Origin of the sequence: Pseudomonas sp. LH1G9, from assembly GCF_002949975.1 — a bacterium.
Taxonomy (GTDB): domain Bacteria; phylum Pseudomonadota; class Gammaproteobacteria; order Pseudomonadales; family Pseudomonadaceae; genus Aquipseudomonas; species Aquipseudomonas veronii.
Window position 1 is genome coordinate 5890925 of the sequence record NZ_CP026880.1, and the last position, 19087, is coordinate 5910011.

At 62.7% G+C, this 19087-nt stretch carries 18 protein-coding genes; 12 read left to right on the forward strand and 6 right to left on the reverse strand.

Translation table 11 applies throughout. The features are described from left to right. Positions 1-3 precede the first annotated feature (3 nt). Positions 4-768, reverse strand: coding sequence for a TOBE domain-containing protein (locus tag C5F70_RS27230; protein WP_057005408.1), 765 nt, complete (start codon positions 766-768; stop codon positions 4-6). A 58-nt stretch (positions 769-826) separates the two neighbouring features. Next, positions 827-1564 carry a ComF family protein gene (locus C5F70_RS27235; protein WP_104904336.1) on the reverse strand — a complete coding sequence of 246 codons (738 nt, stop codon included), beginning with the start codon at positions 1562-1564 and terminating at the stop codon, positions 827-829. A 92-nt stretch (positions 1565-1656) separates the two neighbouring features. Here C5F70_RS27235 and bioB point away from each other — a divergent pair, with 92 nt between their 5' ends. From bioB to C5F70_RS27285, 10 genes are all read left to right on the forward strand, one after another. After that, the gene (gene bioB / locus C5F70_RS27240; RefSeq protein WP_017847846.1) at positions 1657-2712 is read left to right on the forward strand and encodes a biotin synthase BioB; all 1056 of its coding nucleotides are present in this window, start codon (positions 1657-1659) and stop codon (positions 2710-2712) included. Positions 2713-2866: 154 nt separating this feature from the next. Continuing rightward, positions 2867-4048, forward strand: coding sequence for an 8-amino-7-oxononanoate synthase (bioF, locus tag C5F70_RS27245; RefSeq protein WP_104904337.1), 1182 nt, complete (start codon positions 2867-2869; stop codon positions 4046-4048). Then, positions 4041-4772 (forward strand): alpha/beta fold hydrolase, encoded by a 732-nt coding sequence (locus tag C5F70_RS27250; RefSeq protein ID WP_104904338.1) that lies wholly within the window; start codon positions 4041-4043, stop codon positions 4770-4772. Before bioF ends, C5F70_RS27250 begins: the two co-directional genes overlap by 8 nt. Then, positions 4765-5577 carry a malonyl-ACP O-methyltransferase BioC gene (gene bioC / locus C5F70_RS27255; RefSeq protein ID WP_104904339.1) on the forward strand — a complete coding sequence of 271 codons (813 nt, stop codon included), beginning with the start codon at positions 4765-4767 and terminating at the stop codon, positions 5575-5577. The genes C5F70_RS27250 and bioC overlap by 8 nt, the downstream gene beginning before the upstream one ends. Then, positions 5574-6254: a dethiobiotin synthase gene (gene bioD, locus C5F70_RS27260; protein WP_104904340.1), complete on the forward strand. Its 681-nt coding sequence runs from the start codon at positions 5574-5576 to the stop codon at positions 6252-6254. The genes bioC and bioD overlap by 4 nt, the downstream gene beginning before the upstream one ends. A gap of 104 nt (positions 6255-6358) precedes the next feature. Next, the gene (locus C5F70_RS27265) at positions 6359-6640 is read left to right on the forward strand and encodes a pyrroloquinoline quinone biosynthesis protein PqqE (RefSeq protein WP_104904341.1); all 282 of its coding nucleotides are present in this window, start codon (positions 6359-6361) and stop codon (positions 6638-6640) included. A gap of 248 nt (positions 6641-6888) precedes the next feature. Further along, entirely contained in the window at positions 6889-8694 is a 1806-nt protein-coding gene (locus C5F70_RS27270; RefSeq protein WP_046381839.1) for a phenylacyl-CoA dehydrogenase, read from the forward strand. A gap of 204 nt (positions 8695-8898) precedes the next feature. Beyond that, the gene (locus tag C5F70_RS27275; RefSeq protein ID WP_046489103.1) at positions 8899-10188 is read left to right on the forward strand and encodes a diguanylate cyclase; all 1290 of its coding nucleotides are present in this window, start codon (positions 8899-8901) and stop codon (positions 10186-10188) included. Positions 10189-10278: 90 nt separating this feature from the next. Further along, complete coding sequence (locus C5F70_RS27280; protein ID WP_104904342.1) at positions 10279-12048, forward strand: acyl-CoA dehydrogenase C-terminal domain-containing protein; 1770 nt, start codon at positions 10279-10281, stop codon at positions 12046-12048. 122 nt (positions 12049-12170) lie between these two features. Then, positions 12171-13949, forward strand: coding sequence for an acyl-CoA dehydrogenase C-terminal domain-containing protein (locus C5F70_RS27285; protein WP_017847837.1), 1779 nt, complete (start codon positions 12171-12173; stop codon positions 13947-13949). Positions 13950-14175: 226 nt separating this feature from the next. Here the strand turns inward: C5F70_RS27285 and C5F70_RS27290 are convergent, their stop codons facing one another. Next, positions 14176-15075 (reverse strand): LysR family transcriptional regulator, encoded by a 900-nt coding sequence (locus C5F70_RS27290; RefSeq protein ID WP_017847836.1) that lies wholly within the window; start codon positions 15073-15075, stop codon positions 14176-14178. Between the two features lie 209 nt (positions 15076-15284). Here C5F70_RS27290 and C5F70_RS27295 point away from each other — a divergent pair, with 209 nt between their 5' ends. Further along, complete coding sequence (locus C5F70_RS27295; protein WP_017847835.1) at positions 15285-16553, forward strand: aspartate aminotransferase family protein; 1269 nt, start codon at positions 15285-15287, stop codon at positions 16551-16553. Positions 16554-16735: 182 nt separating this feature from the next. Continuing rightward, entirely contained in the window at positions 16736-16894 is a 159-nt protein-coding gene (locus C5F70_RS27300) for a YqaE/Pmp3 family membrane protein (RefSeq protein ID WP_010207008.1), read from the forward strand. Positions 16895-16899: 5 nt separating this feature from the next. Here C5F70_RS27300 and pqqE read toward each other — a convergent pair whose 3' ends face one another. The 3 genes from pqqE to pqqC are packed head-to-tail and all read right to left on the reverse strand — an operon-like array spanning position 16900 to position 19047. After that, complete coding sequence (gene pqqE, locus C5F70_RS27305) at positions 16900-18030, reverse strand: pyrroloquinoline quinone biosynthesis protein PqqE (protein ID WP_017847834.1); 1131 nt, start codon at positions 18028-18030, stop codon at positions 16900-16902. Next, a complete protein-coding gene (pqqD, locus tag C5F70_RS27310) occupies positions 18023-18298 on the reverse strand; it encodes a pyrroloquinoline quinone biosynthesis peptide chaperone PqqD (RefSeq protein ID WP_046381845.1) in 276 nt (91 codons plus the stop codon). Before pqqD ends, pqqE begins: the two co-directional genes overlap by 8 nt. After that, positions 18295-19047 (reverse strand): pyrroloquinoline-quinone synthase PqqC, encoded by a 753-nt coding sequence (gene pqqC / locus C5F70_RS27315; protein ID WP_017847832.1) that lies wholly within the window; start codon positions 19045-19047, stop codon positions 18295-18297. Before pqqC ends, pqqD begins: the two co-directional genes overlap by 4 nt. Between the last annotated feature and the right edge of the window lie 40 nt (positions 19048-19087).

Genomic DNA, 19087 nt, shown 5'->3' on the forward strand with positions numbered 1-19087 from the left:
CGCTTAGACGGGCGTGCCGAGCAATACATTGCTCGGCGCGAATTGCACCTGGATCGGCTGGCCTTCGGCGGCACCCAGGGCCTTGAGCGCGTGGGGCTGGGCCAGGGCGCAAAGTACCTGGCCGTTGGGCAGGGCGATTCGCACTTCGCTGGGGCCGTCCTCGGCGTCGAGAATGGCGTCGACGCTGCCGATCAGGCAATTGTGTCCAGGTGTTTCTGGGTGCTGGCTGGCACACACCTCCAGCCAGCCGGCCTTGATCAGGGCGACCACTTCGACACCGGCTTCCAGCTCCAGCCGTTGCGTGCTGTCGTGGGTGATCTGCGCGCTCAGGCTCAGGCCGCCGGCCAGTTGCAGGCGGATCAGATCATTGCGGCCGTGACGCTCGATGGCGACGACCTGGCCATGCAGTTGGTTGCGCGCACTGGTGCGCAGCATCAGGCGGCCCAGCAGGTTGAAGTCGCTGGCAGCTTCGTCCGAGCCGAGCACTTCGGCCTGTAACACTTGCAGGCGCTGATAGAGACGCAGCACGCGCTCGCCTTCGGCCGTCAGCCTGGCGCCGCCGCCGCCCTTGCCGCCGACGCTGCGTTCCACCAACGGGTTTTGCGCGAGGTTGTTCAGTTCGTCGATGGCGTCCCAGGCCGCTTTGTAGCTCAAGCCGGCGCTTTTCGCCGCGCGGGTGATCGAGCCCTGCTCGGCGATATGCGCGAGCAAAGCGATGCGCTGCGGGCGACGGATGATGTGTTGGCTGAGGGAGGTCGGCAGAGACATGGGGTTACGCTTCGATGAGATGAGCGGAACGTTGCGGGCAAGGCCGGCCGGAGTCAAGTCAGGCACCCGGTTTGGGCGTGCGCGCCAGGCAGTACACGTCGACCTGCCGCGCTCCGGCCTCCATCAACAGACGTGCCAGGCTATGGGCGGTCGCACCGGTGGTGAGCACGTCGTCGACCAGCGCAAAGTGGCGGTCGTGTACCGGTATGTCGCGCGCCAGGGCGAAGGCGCCGCGCAGGTTGCGTTGGCGGCTCTTGGCGTCGAGCGCCTGTTGCGCGACGGTTTCACTGGGGCGTAACAACAGGTGTTCATTGTAGGCAATGTGCAGTTCGGCGCTGAGCCAGCGTGCCAGCATCAACGCCTGGTTATAACCGCGCTCGCGCAGGCGTTTGCGCGCCATGGGCACCGGCAGCAGGCAGTCGGGGCGCGGCAGTTCGGCGTTGTCGAAGCGGTGTTGCAGATGGCGTCCCAGCAAGCGCCCCAGCAGATGCCCGAGGGGCCAGCGCGCCTGATGCTTGAAGCGGCTGATCAGGCTATCGACGGGGAAGCTGTAGCGCCAGGCGGCGATGACCTGTTTAAAGGCTGGCGGGTGTTTCTGGCATTGGCCGCAGATCAGACCGTCCAGCGGCAGGGGCAGGGCGCAGACCTCGCACTGCTCCATCAGCCAGGGCAGCTCGGTTTCGCAGGCGTTGCACACACAATCGGCCGACTCAGTGGCTTCATCGCAGATTAAACAGTTCTGTATGTTTTTTGACCATATGTAAACTTGGTGTTTGTATCCAGGTTGACAGTGCATGAATCTTCCTTAAATATGCCGAGCATCCGTGTCGTGCCTGTGGGTATTGCCCTTCCCGCAGCGTTTGCCAAAGCATAATCAAGGAATCGCCCATGAGCGCCAGCACCACTGCCACCCTGCGTCACGATTGGTCCTTGGCCGAAGTCAAAGCACTGTTCGTGCAACCGTTCAATGACCTGTTGTTCCAGGCGCAGACCGTACACCGCGCGCATTTCGATGCGAACCGTGTGCAGGTGTCGACCCTGCTGTCGATCAAGACCGGCGCCTGCCCGGAAGATTGCAAATATTGTCCGCAGTCGGGCCACTACAACACCGGCCTGGAAAAAGAAAAGCTGATGGAAGTGCAGAAGGTCCTCGAAGAGGCGGCCCGCGCCAAGGCCATCGGTTCGACCCGCTTCTGCATGGGCGCGGCGTGGAAACATCCGTCGGCCAAAGACATGCCCTACGTGCTGCAGATGGTCAAAGGCGTGAAGGCCATGGGCCTGGAAACCTGCATGACCCTCGGCCGTCTCGACCAGGACCAGACCGAAGCCCTGGCCCAGGCCGGCCTCGACTACTACAACCACAACCTCGACACGTCGCCGGAGTTCTACGGCTCGATCATCACCACCCGCACCTACGCCGAGCGCCTGCAAACCCTGGCCTATGTGCGCGATTCGGGGATGAAGATCTGTTCCGGCGGCATTCTCGGCATGGGCGAGTCCCTCGACGACCGCGCCAACCTGCTGATCCAGCTGGCCAACCTGCCGGAGCATCCGGAATCGGTGCCGATCAATATGCTGGTGAAGGTGGCCGGCACGCCGCTGGAAAACGCCGAGGAGATCGACCCGTTCGACTTTATCCGCATGCTGGCGGTGGCGCGCATCCTGATGCCGCAGTCCCATGTGCGCCTGTCGGCCGGCCGTGAGGCGATGAACGAGCAGATGCAGGCCCTGGCGTTCTTTGCTGGCGCCAACTCGATCTTCTACGGCGACAAACTGCTGACCACCGCCAACCCGCAGGCCGACAAGGACATGCAACTGTTCTCGCGCCTGGGCATCTTGCCGGAAGCGCGGGAAGAGCACGCCGACGAAGTCCACCAGGCGGCGATCGAGCAAGCGCTGGTGGAACAGAAAAGCAGCGAGCAGTTCTACAACGCCGCGGTTTAAAGCACCACGGCGATCCAAATGTGGGAGCTGGCTTGTCTGCGATAGCGGTCTTTCTGACACTTCGATGGTGACAGTCCTGCCGCTATCGCAGGTAAGCCAGCTCCCACAGGGGATCGCGCCCTGTCTTACATTTCTCTGATCTGCCGAGGCCTGCATGTCTTTCGATCTCGCCGCGCGTCTCGCTGCCCGTCGTGCCGAACACCTTTACCGCCAACGCCCTCTGCTGGACAGCCCGCAAGGCCCGGAAGTGGTGGTGGACGGTCAACCGTTACTGGCGTTCTGCAGTAACGATTACCTGGGCCTGGCCAATCACCCGCAGGTGATCGAGGCCTGGCGTGCCGGTGCGTCCCGTTGGGGCGTGGGCGGTGGCGCTTCGCACCTAGTGGTCGGGCATGCCATGCCGCACCATGCGCTGGAAGAAGCCCTGGCCGACTTCACCGGACGCCCGCGTGCGTTGTTGTTTACCACCGGTTACATGGCCAACCTCGGCGCGGTCACGGCGCTGGTGGGGCAGGGCGATACGGTGCTGGAAGACCGCCTCAACCATGCTTCATTGCTGGATGCCGGCCTGCTGTCCGGGGCGCGCTTCAATCGCTACCTGCACAACGACGCCGCCAGCCTGGCCAGGCGCCTGGAGAAAGCCACCGGCAATACCCTGGTGGTCACCGATGGCGTGTTCAGCATGGACGGCAACCTCGCCGACTTGCCGGCGCTGGCCCGTGAAGCGCGGGCCAAAGGCGCCTGGTTGATGGTGGACGACGCCCATGGTTTCGGCCCGTTGGGCGCGAACGGCGGCGGTATCGTCGAGCATTTCGGCCTGAGCCAGGCGGATGTGCCGGTGCTGGTCGGCACCCTCGGCAAAGCGTTCGGCACTGCGGGCGCCTTTGTCGCAGGCAGTGACGATTTGATCGAAAGCCTGATCCAGTTCGCCCGGCCCTACATCTACACCACCAGCCAACCCCCGGCCCTGGCCTGCGCCACCTTGAAAAGCCTGGAGCTGCTGCGCACCGAGCATTGGCGGCGCGAGCACCTCAACGGCCTGATCCGCCAGTTCCGCCACGGCGCCGAGCAGATCGGCCTGACGCTGATGGACAGCTTCACGCCGATTCAGCCGATCCTGATCGGCGACAGTGCCAAGGCCATGGCGTTGTCGCGGATGTTGCGCGAGCGCGGCCTGATGGTCACCGCGATCCGCCCACCCACCGTGCCCGCCGGCAGCGCCCGTTTGCGCGTGACGCTGACCGCGGCCCACAGCGCGGCGCAGGTGCAGCTATTGTTAAACGCATTGGAAGCGTGTTTCCGCTTGTCCGGTACGACGGAGCCCGACCATGCGTGATCGCTTGATCCTGCTGCCCGGCTGGGGCCTCGGCGTGTCGCCGCTGGAGCCGTTGGCCGCCGCCCTGCACGGCCTGAACGAACACCTGCGCGTACAAGTCGAGCCGTTGCCGGCGTTGGCCTCCAGCGACCTGGATGAATGGCTCGACGAACTCGACGCGAGCCTGCCGGACAACGCCTGGCTCGGTGGCTGGTCGTTGGGCGGCATGCTCGCTTCCGAGCTGGCCGCGCGGCGCGGCGAGCGTTGTTGTGGGTTGCTGACCCTGGCGAGCAACCCGTGTTTCGTCGCCCGTGATGGCTGGCCGAACGCGATGCCCGGCGCAACTTTCGAGGCGTTCCTCGCCGGTTGCCACGCCGACGCCCCGGTCACCCTCAAGCGCTTCGGCCTGTTGTGCGCCCAAGGCGCCGCGGACGCGCGCGGGTTGGCGCGTCTGCTGGCCAGCGCGGCGCCACAGACGCCGTCGGACGTGTTGATGAACGGCCTCGAGCTGCTTGCCCAACTGGATACCCGCGACGCCTTGGTGGCCTTCCGCGGCCCGCAGTTGCACCTGTTCGCGGGCCTGGATGAATTGGTGCCCGCCGAAGCCGCCAGCGACCTGCTGAGCCTGCTGCCCGATGTCGAAATCGGCCTGATTGAACAGGCCGGCCACGCTTTTCTCCTGGAGGACCCCCACGGTGTAGCGGGGGCCATCCAGGCTTTTTTGCACGAGTGCGTTGATGACTGATTTAGCCCATGCCTGCCTGCCAGGCGCGTTGCCGGACAAGCGCCAGGTGGCGGCCTCCTTTTCCCGTGCCGCCGCCAGTTACGACAGCGTGGCCGAGTTGCAGCGCGCGGTGGGGCATGAATTGCTGACCCGTCTGCCGCCGGCCTGCAGCGCGCAGCGCTGGTTGGACATGGGCTGCGGCACCGGCTATTTCAGCCGCGTGCTGGGCGAACGGCTGCCGGCCGGCCAAGGCGTGGCGCTGGATATTGCCCAAGGCATGCTCGACCATGCGCGGCCGTTGGGCGGCGCGCAGCATTTCATCGCCGGTGACGCCGAGCGCCTGCCGTTGCAGGCGGCCAGCTGCGGGTTGATCTTCTCCAGCCTGGCAGTGCAATGGTGCGCGGATTTCGCGGCGGTGCTCAGTGAAGCCTATCGCGTGTTGCAGCCGGGCGGCGTGCTGGCGTTCGCCAGCTTGTGCGTGGGCACATTGGACGAGTTGCGCGAAAGCTGGCGGGCGGTGGACGGGCGGGTCCACGTCAACCGCTTCCGCAGCTTCGAAGCCTATCAACAGCTGTGCGCGGCCAGTGGCTTCAAGGTGCGGAGCCTGGAGCGGCGTGCTCATGTGTTGCATTACCCGGATGTGCGCAGCCTGACCCACGAATTGAAAGCGCTTGGCGCGCACAATCTCAACCCGGGGCGGCCGGGAGGGTTGACGGGCCGCGCGCGGATTGTTGCACTGATCGACGCCTACGAGCAGTTCCGCCAGCCCCAGGGCCTGCCGGCCACCTACCAAGTGGTGTACGCCGTACTGGAGAAGCCTCTATGAACGCCGCTTATTTCATCACCGGCACCGATACCGATGTCGGCAAGACCACCATCGCCGCCGGCCTGCTGCATGCCGCGCGCCTGGCCGGCAAAAGCACCGCCGCCGGCAAGCCGGTGGCTTCCGGTTGCCAGGTCACCGCCAAAGGCTTGCGCAACGCCGATGCGCTGGCACTGCTGGCCGAGTGTTCGTTGCCGTTGAGCTACGCCGAGGTCAACCCGGTGGCGTTCGAGCCGGCCATCGCGCCGCACCTGGCCGCGCGCGAGGCGGGCGTTGCGCTGACGGTGCAATCGCTGCTCAAACCCATGCAACAGATTCTGGCGCGAAAAGCGGATTTCACCCTGATCGAAGGCGCGGGCGGCTGGCGCGTGCCGTTGGCCGACCAGGACAACCTGTCCGACCTGGCCATGGCGCTGCAATTGCCGGTGATCCTGGTGGTGGGCGTGCGCCTGGGGTGCATCAGCCATGCCCTGCTCACCGCCGAAGCGATCGCGCGCGATGGCCTGTCGCTGGCCGGTTGGGTGGCGAATATCATCGAGCCGAAGACCTCTCGTCTGGAAGAAAACCTCGCCACTCTGGCCGAACGCTTGCCCGCGCCGTGCCTGGGCCGGGTGCCCAAGCTCAAGCACGCCAGCAGCGCCGCGGTGGCCGAGTACCTGCACTTGGACTTGCTTGACTGATTTTGGCTATCGATAAGGCATTATGCCATTAGCGTTTTTGACGGGCCTTTTGCCCGGATGTCTGTTTCAATTCAACTTCACGATTCTCTCAGCAGGTCCACGCCATGGAAATCTCTGGCAGCAGTGCGTTTTATTCAGGCCTGAGTACCATTCAAGCCGGGCAGAGCCGCGTCGACCAGGCCGCCGGCAGGATTGCCAGCGCCGCCACTACCCAGCCGTCGGACGCCCAAAGCGACCTGCTGCGGGCCAATGACCGCGCCCAGCCGACCAACTCGGCGAGCAATATGGTCGAAATGGCCCAAGGCAAGTTTCAGGTGGAGCTGGGCGCGAAAGTCGCCAAGGCTTCCGATGAAATGCTCGGCACGTTGATCGACACCTTCGCCTGACCCCCTGAAGCAACGCGGTGTGCCAGGCACACCGCTCGCGCCTGCACCTCGCCTTTTTCCCGATAACCCTTGTGGCGCCTCGCCGCAGGCATCGTCGTGCGCGCTCTTGAGCGGTGTCATGACAAACGGCAGCGGGACGACGCTTGACATCCCCAGGTCGTAAACGTATGTTTCAAACACCTGTTTGACCGCCATAACAAATCCCACGCGGTTGTTCATCCCAGACACATCAGCAGAGGTTTATCGCTATGCCTGACTACAAGGCCCCCTTGCGTGATATTCGCTTCGTTCGTGACGAACTGCTCGGCTATGAAGCGCATTATCAGAGCCTGCCGGCTTGCCAGGACGCTACTCCGGACATGGTTGACGCCATTCTCGAAGAAGGCGCCAAGTTTTGTGAGCAAGTACTGGCACCGTTGAACCGCGTGGGTGACATCGAAGGGTGTACCTGGAGCGAGTCAGGCGTTAAGACCCCTACTGGTTTCAAAGAAGCCTACAAACAGTTCGTCGAAGGCGGCTGGCCGAGCCTGGCCCACGACGTGGAGCACGGTGGCCAAGGCCTGCCGGAATCCCTGGGCCTGGCGGTCAGCGAAATGGTCGGCGAAGCCAACTGGTCGTGGGGCATGTACCCAGGCCTGTCCCATGGCGCGATGAACACCATCTCCGAGCACGGCACCCCCGAGCAACAAGACGCCTACCTGACCAAGCTGGTGTCGGGCGAATGGACCGGCACCATGTGCCTGACCGAGCCTCACTGCGGCACCGACCTGGGCATGCTGCGCACCAAGGCCGAGCCTCAGGCCGACGGCACCTACAAAGTCTCCGGCACCAAGATCTTCATCTCGGCCGGCGAACACGACATGGCCGACAACATCGTCCATATCGTCCTGGCCCGCCTGCCGGACGCACCGGCCGGTACCAAAGGCATCTCGCTGTTCATCGTGCCCAAATTCCTGCCGAACGCCGATGGCTCGATCGGTGCGCGCAACGCGGTGACCTGCGGTTCCCTGGAACACAAGATGGGCATCCACGGTAACGCCACCTGCGTGATGAACTTCGACGCAGCCACCGGTTTCCTGATCGGCCCGGCGAACAAAGGCCTGAACTGCATGTTCACCTTTATGAACACCGCTCGCCTGGGCACCGCGCTGCAAGGCCTGGCCCACGCCGAGATCGGCTTCCAGGGCGGCCTGAAATACGCTCGCGATCGCCTGCAAATGCGTTCCCTGACCGGCCCGAAAGCGCCGGACAAAGCGGCCGATCCGATCATCGTCCACCCCGACGTGCGCCGTATGCTGCTGACCATGAAAGCCTTCGCCGAAGGTAACCGTGCGATGGTGTACTTCACCGCCAAGCAAGTGGACATCGTCAAGTACGGCACCGACGACGAAGCCAAGAAACAGGCCGATGGCCTGCTGGCCTTCATGACCCCGATCGCCAAGGCGTTCATGACCGAAGTCGGCTTCGAGTCCGCCAACCACGGCGTGCAGATCTACGGCGGTCACGGCTTCATCGCCGAGTGGGGCATGGAGCAGAACGTGCGCGACAGCCGCATTTCGATGCTGTACGAAGGCACCACCGGCATCCAGGCGCTGGACCTGCTCGGCCGTAAAGTGCTGATGACCCAAGGCGAAGCGTTGAAGGGCTTCACCAAGATCGTCCACAAGTTCTGCCAGGCCAACGAAGGCAACGAAGCGGTCAAAGAGTTCGTGACACCGCTGGCCGCGCTGAACAAAGAGTGGGGCGAGTTGACCATGAAGGTCGGCATGGCGGCGATGAAAGACCGTGAAGAAGTCGGTGCCGCGTCGGTGGACTACCTGATGTACTCCGGTTACGCCTGCCTGGCTTACTTCTGGGCCGACATGGCACGCCTGGCGGCCGAGAAACTGGCCGCCGGCACCAGCGAAGCGGCGTTCTATACCGCCAAGCTGCAGACCGCGCGCTTCTACTTCCAGCGCATCCTGCCGCGTACCCGTACTCACGTGGCCACCATGCTGTCGGGCGCCAACAACCTGATGGACATGAAAGAAGAGGACTTCGGCCTGGCTTACTAAGCCTCACCGAGCCCACTTGAAAAACCGTCGCTCCTGTTGGGGGCGACGGTTTTTTTTTGCCGATAAAAAACGCAGCGGGGCGCTCAGGGATTGCGATTGGCTGCCGTTACAGTGATGGCAATGTGATACAGGCCGGGCAGGGTATGTTTAACTGTCTGGAGTAAGGCACAGTGCCATCATTCCTGGCGGGTCGGAGTTTTACCCTTGTCACGCGCGTCCGCTTTACGTTTCAGTCATTTCCTCCCTTCATTGCTGCTGTTACTGGCCGGGCTCTCGGCTGCGTATGTCAAGGACCTCAACGTCTTCTTCACCTCGCTGTTCAACGTGTTGCCGACCCTGGTGCTGTTGCTCGGCGGTTCGTATTGCGCGGTCTATCGTCGCCAGCGTGAACTGTTCCTGATGATCACGGTGTACATCGCCTACTTCCTGCTCGACACCCAGACCGACTACTACCGCGACAACGGCCGCGTGCGCGAAGACGCCGCGGTGGTGTTCCACTTGTGCTGCCTGTTGCTGCCGCTGCTGTTCGGCCTCTATGGGTTGTGGCAGGAAAAAACCCACTTGTTCCGTGATTTTGTCGCGCGCTGTGCGGTGCTGCTGGCGGTCGGCAGCGTCGCGTTGGCGCTGGAGCAAAGTTATCCCCAGGCGCTGCTGAACTGGCTGGCGGAAATTCGCTGGCCGGCGCTGCATGGCGCCTGGATGAGCCTGATCCAGCTGTCGTACCCGATGTTCCTGATCGGTTTCCTGACCCTGGCGGCGCAGTACTGGTACCAGCCGCGCCCGCTGCACGCGGCGCAGATGGTGGGGCTGGTGGGATTGTTCTGGATGTTGCCGCAGACGTTTATCCTGCCGTTCACCCTGAACATCATGTGCAGCCAGGTGATGCTGATGATTGCGGCCGCGGTGGCCCACGAGGCGTATCAGATGGCGTTCCGTGACGAGTTGACCGGCCTGCCGGGGCGCCGCGCACTCAATGAGCGCATGCAGCGACTGGGGCGCAACTATGTGCTGGCGATGAGCGACGTCGATCACTTCAAGCGCTTCAACGACACCCATGGCCACGATGTCGGCGACCAAGTGCTGCGCCTGGTCGCCAGCAAGCTGTCGAAGGTCAATGGCGGCGGACGCGCCTACCGTTATGGCGGTGAAGAGTTCGCCGTGGTGTTTGCCGGCAAGACCCTGGATGAATGCATGCCGCACCTGGAAGAAATCCGCGAGATCATCGCCAACTACGACATCAAGCTGCGCAACCCGGACCGTCCGCAGGATGACCTGCAAGGTCGCCAGCGGCGCGCGGGCAGCGGTGCGTCGAGTGTCTCGGTGACCATCAGCATCGGCGTGGCCGAGCGCCAGGCCGAGCACCGCACCTCCGAAGAGGTGCTCAAATCCGCCGACCAGGCGCTGTATGCCGCCAAGGGCGCGGGGCGTAACTGCGTGATTGCGGCCGGGCAAAACCGCCGTGGCGCGGTACGCACGCAGAGTGCTGCCGGTTGAGTGATGGTGCTGTATTCAGCGGCGCTACAGTGATTGTCCGGGGTGGCGGCCGGCGGTAGGTTGAAACCATCTGCTGCCGGAGACATTGCCATGCCTGAGTACAAAGCTCCCCTGCGCGACATGCGCTTTCTGATCGACAACGTGTTTGATTTCCACGCTCACTACGCCGCCCTCGGCGCGACGGACGCCAGCCCGGACATGGTCAGCGCGATCCTCGAAGAAGGTGCGAAATTCTGCGAGAACGTGCTCGCGCCGCTCAACCGCAGCGGCGATGAAGAAGGCTGCCATTTCGACAAAGGCGTGGTGACCACGCCCAAGGGCTTCAAGGAAGCCTTCGCCCAGTATGTACAAGGCGGCTGGCACGGCGTGGCAGCCGACCCGGCCTACGGCGGTCAAGGCCTGCCGCAATCCCTGGGGCTGGTGCTCAGCGAAATGATCGGCTCCAGCAACACCTCCTGGGGCATGTACCCGGGGCTGACCCACGGCGCGATGTCGGCGATCCACGCCCACGGCAGCGCCGAACAGAAAGCCACCTACCTGAGCAAACTCACCGCTGGCGAATGGACCGGCACCATGTGCCTGACCGAAGCCCACTGCGGCACCGACCTGGGCCTGATCAAGACCCGCGCCGTGCCCCAGGCGGATGGCAGCTATGCGGTCAGCGGCAGCAAGATCTTCATCTCCGCCGGCGAGCACGACCTGAGCGCTAACATCATCCACCTGGTGCTGGCCAAGCTGCCGGACGCCCCGGCCGGCACCAAAGGCATCTCGCTGTTTATCGTGCCCAAGTTCCATGCCGATTCGGGCGAGCGCAACGCGGTGCATTGCGGCTCCATCGAGCACAAGATGGGGATCAAGGCCTCGGCCACCTGCGTGCTGAACTTCGACGGGGCCAGGGGCTTTTTGATCGGCGAGGCGAACAAAGGCCTCAACTGCATGTTCACCATGATGAACCACGCGCGCCTCGGCACCGGGATGCAAGGGCTGTGCAACGGCGAAGCGAGCTTCCAGGGCGCGATCAGGTACGCCAACGACCGCCTGCAAATGCGCGCGCTGACCGGCGCCAAAGCTCCGGAAAAAGCCGCCGACCCGATCATCGTCCATCCCGACGTGCGGCGCATGCTGCTGACCATGAAGGCGTTCAACGAAGGCAACCGGGCGCTCACCTATTTCACCGCGCAACTGCTCGACACCGCGCACTTGAGCGCCGACGCCGGCCAGCGCCAGGAGGCCGAAGACCTGTTGGCATTCCTCACGCCGATCTGCAAAGCCTTCATGACCGACACCGGGCTGGAAGTGACCAACCACGGCATGCAGGTGTTCGGCGGCCATGGTTTTATTCGCGAGTGGGGCATGGAGCAGTTGGTGCGCGATTGCCGCATTGCGTCGATCTACGAAGGCACCAACGGCATCCAGGCGCTCGACTTGCTGGGGCGCAAGGTGTTGGGCAGCCAGGGCAAGCTGCTGCGCGGTTTTACCCGGATTGTGCATAAGTTCTGTGAGGCGAATGCCGAGCATGCGCAGCTCAAAGCGTATGTGGCGCAGCTCGATCAACTGAACCGGCAATGGGGCGAGCTGACGACCGAGGTCGGCATGGCCGCGATGAAAAACCCAGACGAAGTGGGCGCCGCCGCGGTGGACTACTTGATGTACAGCGGTTACATCGTCCTCGCCTATTTGTGGCTGCGCATGGCGATCGCGGCGCAGACCCACGACGATGCCGACTTCGCCAAGGCCAAGCTGGCCACCTGCGACTTTTACTTCAAGCGCCTGCTGCCGCGCACCGCCACCCATCGGGCTGCCGTGCAAGCGGGCAGCGAGTGCCTGATGAGTCTGCCTGCGGAGGCATTCGGCGGCTGATGACTTAAAAATACCAATCAGTCAAAAGTGGACCCTATGTGTCTGAAAAGTTGTTCGGGTACACTCGGCGCCTGTAAAACCGACCCTATCGAATTACTTTTCACGTTCTCACGAGGTTTGCCATGGCTGATTACAAAGCGCCGCTGCGTGATATGCGCTTCGTCCTCAACGAAGTTTTTGAGGTCGCCACACTTTGGGCCCAATTGCCGGCATTGGCAGACACTGTCGACGCCGAAACCGTTGAGGCAATCCTCGAAGAAGCCGGTAAAGTCACCGCCAAATCCATCGCCCCGCTCAGCCGCAGCGGCGATGAACAGGGCTGCCGCTGGGCCGACACGGTTGTCAGCACCCCGGATGGCTTTCCACAGGCCTACACCACCTACGCCGAAGGCGGCTGGGTGGGCGTAGGCGGCGATCCGGCGTTTGGCGGCATGGGCATGCCCAAGGCGGTGTCGGCGCAAGTCGAAGAGATGATCAACTCGTCGAGCCTGGCGTTTGGCCTGTACCCGATGCTGACTTCCGGCGCCTGCGTGTCGATCAACACCCACGCCAGTGAAGCACTCAAGGCCACCTACCTGCCGAATATGTACTCCGGCAAGTGGGCCGGTTCCATGTGCCTGACCGAGGCGCATGCCGGCACCGATCTGGGCATTATCCGCACCAAGGCCGAGCCTCAGGCGGACGGTTCCTACACCATCAGCGGCACCAAGATCTTCATCACCGGCGGCGAACACGACCTCACCGAGAACATCATCCACCTGGTCCTGGCCAAACTGCCGGATGCGCCTGCGGGGCCGAAGGGCATTTCGCTGTTCCTGGTGCCGAAGTTCATGGTCAATGCCGACGGCAGCCTGGGCGCGCGTAACCCGGTGAGCTGCGGTTCCATCGAACACAAGATGGGGATTCAAGCGTCGGCGACCTGTGTGATGAACTTCGACCAAGCCGTGGGTTACCTGGTGGGCGAGCCTAACCGGGGCCTGGCGGCAATGTTCACCATGATGAACTACGAGCGTCTGGGCGTAGGCATCCAGGGCCTGGCGTCCGGTGAGCGGTCCTACCAGAACGCGATTGAATATGCGCGCGACCGCCTGCAGAGCCGTGCGCCGACCGGTGCCCAGGCCAAGGACAAAGTCGCCGACCCGATCATCGTCCACCCCGACGTGCGTCGCATGCTGTTGACCATGAAGGCGTCGAACGAAGGCGGCCGTGCATTCTCCACATATGTGGCGATGCAACTGGATATCGCCAAGTTCAGCGAAGACGCCGCCGCCCGCGAGCGCGCGGATAACCTGGTGGCCTTGCTGACCCCGGTGGCCAAGGCATTCCTCAGCGATCTGGGCCTCGAAACCACGGTACTCGGCCAACAAATCTTTGGCGGCCACGGTTACATCCGCGAGTGGGGCCAGGAGCAATTGGTGCGTGATGTACGCATTACCCAGATCTACGAAGGCACCAACGGCATTCAGGCCCTGGACCTGATGGGACGCAAGATTGTCGGCAGCGGCGGCGCGTTCTACACCCTGTTCGCCGACGAGATCCGCCAGTTCACCGCCACCGCGGGCGCGGAGCTGGCTGAGTTCACCGCGCCGCTCAATGCCGCGGTGGATAGCCTGGATGAGTTGACGGCCTGGGTGCTGGACCGTGCCAAGAGCAACCCGAATGAAATCGGTGCGGCCTCGGTGGAGTATTTGCATGCATTCGGTTACATGGCCTACGCCTACATGTGGGCAAGGATGGCCAAGGCGGCGCTGGGCAAAGAAGCCGAGGAAGGTTTCTACGCCAGCAAGCTGGGCACCGCACGTTTCTACTTTGCCCGTCTGCTGCCGCGTATTCAGTCGTTGAGCGCGTCGGTAAAAGCCGGTAGCGAATCGCTGTTCTTGCTGGATGAGGCCCTGTTCTAAGGGTGTAGAGGCTTTGTAAGCATTCTCTTACATGACGTGCTGCTAATCGTCCTCTATCGCCAAATTGGATCCACGGATAATCTACTTCACATGGACGTCGCGCAGGAAGCGCAAAGCAACAACACGGACACGTAGGATTCTGCCAGGATGGCGGAGTGAAATGGATGTCAGGGAAACAGTCTGCAAAGCCCCGCTTCGGCGGGGTTTTCTTTTGCCCGCGAAAAACTCAGCCCGGCACCTGCGGGGCGTTCATCACGTCCTCCAGCAAGGTGCGCAGCAGCGCCAACGTCGCTTGCTGGCGCTGCACATCGCGGCACACCAACCCGACTTTCAGCGGCACCCTCGGTTCACTCAAGGGTTTCCACAGCAGCGACTGGCTGTTGTGTTGGTCCTGGGAACGTCCCGGCAGCACCGTGGCCAGTTTGGTATGCGGCAGGCTGTCGAGAATCCCCACCATGGTATTCAACTCCGCCTGCACCTGCGGGCGCCGCCCGAGGTTGGATAGCTGGCCCTGCCAGATCTGCCGGATCTGAAACTCCTCCCCGAGCAGCAACATCGGCAACTCGGCCGCTTGTGTCAGGGAGACTTTCTTGAATTCACGCAGGGGGTGATCCTCCGGGATGACCACCTTCAGCTCATCTTCATACAGCAGCACGCCGTGCAGCCCCGGCTGGCGGGGCGGCAGGTAACTGATGCCGATGTCCAGCGAGCCATTGAGCAGGCGCCGTTCAATCTCCAGCCCGGTCAGTTCGTAGATTTGCACCACCAGGTGCGGCTGGGCCTTGCGCACACGCTCCAGCATCTGCGGCACCAGGCTGGTGTGTACGGTTTGCAACACACCGATGGCCAAGGTGCGCAATGCCTGGCCCTTGAAGTTGCGCAACGCCTCCACGGCTTGTTGCATGCCATCGATCAACGGCAAGGCGTGGTTGTATAACGTATGGGCCGCGAGGGTCGGCAGCAGGCGCTTGCTGCTGCGTTCGAACAGGCTCACATCGAGGTTTTGTTCGAGCTGGCGGATCTGCTGTGACAGAGCCGGTTGGGAGATCGACAGGCGCTCAGCGGCACGGCCTACGTGGCCTTCCTCATACACCGCGACGAAATAACGCAGTTGCTTAAAATCCATAAGTAATTCTTATCGGAAAAGCTGGAAAATCGAAATGGCCGTTGGCCCCCAAGACGCCTAGTCTAGCGCCTATCCACAAGGCTTACAGGGCCAGATCGGGCGATGATTAGCGTTTATGTTGATGGTGTTTGCATAGGCAAGTCAAAAAACCTCCAGGCAGGTTTTGCGGGGTACACCGACCACGGCATGGTTGCCATGGGAGGAAAAGTGTGAACCTGTTCAATTTGCGCCGCTCGGCGGCCAGTCTGGATGACCTGATCCTGGATGCTTGTGGCGAAGATTTTCCCAGTGGATGCCTGATGCCTACCGTAGCGCGCCCCCCGCAGGTCTTTGTGCGCGGCCAGGGTTCCTGGTTGTGGGACAGCGATGATCGCGCCTATCTGGACTTCAGCCAGGGCTGCGCGGCCAACAGCCTCGGCCACAGCCCGCAGGTATTGATCCGGGCCCTGGCCGATCAGGCCCAGGCGCTGATCAATCCCGGTAACGGTTTGCATAACCGTCCCCAACTCAACCTCGTCGACCGCCTGTGCCACCGCACCGGCAGCGACCAGGCGTATTTGCTCAACAGCGGCGCGGAAGCCTGCGAAGCGGCGATCAAACTGGCGCGCAAGTGGGGCCAGCTGTATCGCGGCGGTGCTTATCGCATCATCAGCGCCAGCAATGGTTGCCATGGGCGCAGCTTCGCGGCGATGTCGGCCTCGGCGAGCAGCCGTGAAAACCGCTTTGAACCGCAACTGCCGGGCTTCAGCCACGTCCCGCTCAACGACCTGGCGGCGCTGCACGCGGCCGTTGACGCGCAAACCGTTGCCATCATGCTCGAGCCGATCCAGAGCGAAGCCGGCGTCATCCCGGCGACCGAACATTACCTCAAGGGTGTCGAGCGGCTGTGCCGCGAGCTGGGCATTCTGCTGATCCTCGACGAAGTGCAAACCGGCATCGGCCGTTGCGGCACCTTGCTCGCCGAAGAGCAGTACGGTGTACGCGCCGACATCATTGCGCTCGGCAAAGGCCTGGGCGGTGGTGTACCGCTGGCGGCACTGCTGGCGCGTGGCAAGGCTTGTTGCTTTGAAGTCGGTGAGCTGGAAGGCACCCATCATGGCAATGCGCTGATGGCCTGCGCCGGGGGGGCGGTGCTCGATGCTGTGCTTGGGCATGGCTTCTTCGAGCATGTGCGTGAGTCTGGTTGTTACCTCGGCGAAGGTCTGGCTCGCCTGGCTTATCGCTATGGCCATGGTCAACTGCGCGGCCACGGCCTGATGTGGGGACTGACGTTATCGGATGATTCTGCGGATGCCGTAGTAAAAGCGGCTCTGGACGAAGGACTGATCCTCAACGCCCCGCAACCCAACTGCCTGCGCTTCACCCCGGCCCTGACGGTGAGCAAAAGCAACATCGACGAAATGCTCCTGCGCCTGGGGCACGCCTTTTCCCGGGTACGCACCGCACAAATGCAATGCCGCAAGGGCATCGCCGTCTGACCCCTTATTCCTGAACCGTCTCGCGGTATACGCGGCGCCCCCAGCTTGTTTTTTTTGGCTGGGGGCGTTTTTTTTTGTGCAGCGAACGACGGTCGCGGTGCCAGATCCTACTGAACCCTCACGAACGTCCAAGGTCGATTAGCTACACGGCTCACACGAGCCGATTTTCAGGAGCTGAACCCATGGACATCATTCGTATCATCATCGCCATTCTGTTGCCGCCACTGGGAGTGTTCCTGCAAGTGGGTTTCGCCGGCGCGTTCTGGCTGAATATTCTGCTGACCTTGTGCGGTTACTTCCCAGGCATCATTCACGCGGTGTACATCATCGCCAAACGCTGAGGCTCTCAGCTTTTTGCGATGAGTCGTGAGTTGCGCTCGTTGCGAAAGGCCAGTTGCTCGATGGTCTGGGTGGCGTGTTCGGCCTCTTCCCGTGCTTGAAGGATGATGCCGTGGTGCTCGGACTTGCTGCACACCGGGTCGGCATTGCTCGCATCCCCGGTCAGCATGAACGCCTGGCAGCGGCAGCCGCCGAAGTCCTTTTCCTTTTCATCGCATGAACGGCACGGCTCGGGCATCCAGTCGTAGCCGCGAAAGCGGTTGAAGCCGAAAGAGTCGTACCAGATGTGCTGCATGCTGTGGTCGCGCACGTTGGGAAACTGCACCGGCATCTGTCGGGCGCCGTGGCAGGGCAGGGCGGTACCGTCCGGGGTTACGGTCAGAAAGATGCTGCCCCAGCCGTTCATGCAGGCTTTCGGGCGTTCTTCGTAGTAATCCGGGGTGACGAAAATCAGCTTGCACGGGTGCCCTTCGGCTTCGAGCTTGGCGCGGTATTCGTTGGTGATGCGTTCGGCGCGCACCAACTGTTCCTGTGTCGGCAACAACCCCACGCGATTGAGCTGCGCCCAGCCATAGAACTGGCAGGTGGCGAGTTCGACAAAATCCGCTTCCAGCGCAATGCACAGCTCGATGATGCGGTCGATCTTGTCGATATTGTGCCGATGGGTGACGAAGTTCAGCACCATCGGATAGCCGTGGGCCTTCACTGCGCGGGCCATTTCCAGCTTTTGCGCGAAGGCCTTTTTCGAGCCGGCCAGCAGGTTGTTCACCTGTTCGTCGCTGGCCTGGAAGCTGATCTGGATGTGGTCCAGGCCAGCCTTCTTGAAGTCGCTGATCTTCTGCTCGGTCAGGCCGATGCCGGAGGTGATCAGGTTGGTGTAGAAGCCCAGCTTGCGCGCTTCGGCGATCAGTTCGGCGAGATCCTGGCGCACCAGCGGTTCGCCGCCGGAAAAGCCCAACTGCGCGGCGCCCATCTCACGGGCTTCGCGAAACACCTTGAACCACTGCTCGGTGCTCAGCTCCTTGCCCTGCTCGGCGAAATCCAGCGGGTTGGAGCAATACGGGCACTGCAGCGGGCAGCGATAGGTCAGCTCAGCGAGCAGCCACAAGGGCAGGCCGATGGCTGGTTTTTCAGGCAAGGGTGATCCAGTGCTCGGCACGGGCGACCTCCATGAATTGCTCTACGTCATTGCCCAGCTCAGGCACACCGGGAAATTGTTTATCCAGCTCACCGATGATCGTGGCGACGTCGCGCTCGCCGTCGATCAGTCCACCGATCAAGGCGGCACTTTCATTGAGCTTGATCATGCCCTCGGGGTAGAGCAGTACATGGCCTTTTTGCGCGGGCTCGTACTGGTAGCGATAACCCTGGCGCCAGGTCGGTTTCTTGCTGCGATCAAAGCTCATAGGGCGATCCCTTTATGCCAGACGCGCTGCGTGGTCACGCTGTGATAGGGCGGGCGTTTCAATTCGTAGGCCATGCTCATGGCATCGAGCATGCTCCACAGGATGTCCAGTTTGAACTGCAGAATTTCCAGCATACGCTCCTGGCCTTCGCGGGTGGTGTAGTGCTGCAGGGTGATCGCTAGGCCGTGTTCCACGTCGCGGCGGGCCTGGCCCAGGCGGGTGCGGAAATACTCATAGCCGGTGGGGTCGATCCACGGGTAATGCTGCGGCCAGCTGTCGAGGCGCGATTGGTGGATCTGCGGCGCGAACAGTTCGGTCAGCGAGCTGCTGGCGGCTTCCTGCCAGCAGGCGCGGCGGGCGAAGTTGACGTAGGCGTCCACCGCAAAGCGCACGCCGGGCAACACCAGCTCCTGGGAGCGCAGTTGGTCCGGGTCGAGGCCGACGGCCTGGCCCAGGCGCAGCCAGGCTTCGATGCCGCCGTCTTCGCCGGGGGCGCCGTCGTGGTCGAGCAGGCGCTGAATCCACTCGCGGCGGATTTCACGGTCCGGGCAGTTGGCCAGGATCGCGGCGTCCTTCAGCGGGATGTTCACTTGATAGTAGAAGCGGTTGGCGACCCAGCCCTGGATCTGCTCGCGGGTGGCGCGGCCTTCATACATCGCCACGTGGTACGGGTGATGGATATGGTAGAAGGCGCCCTTGGCCCGCAGGGCTTTTTCAAATGCATCGGTGCTCATCGGTATATCAGTCATATGGGTCTCCTGTGGGAGCGAGCTTGCTCGCGAAGGTCGT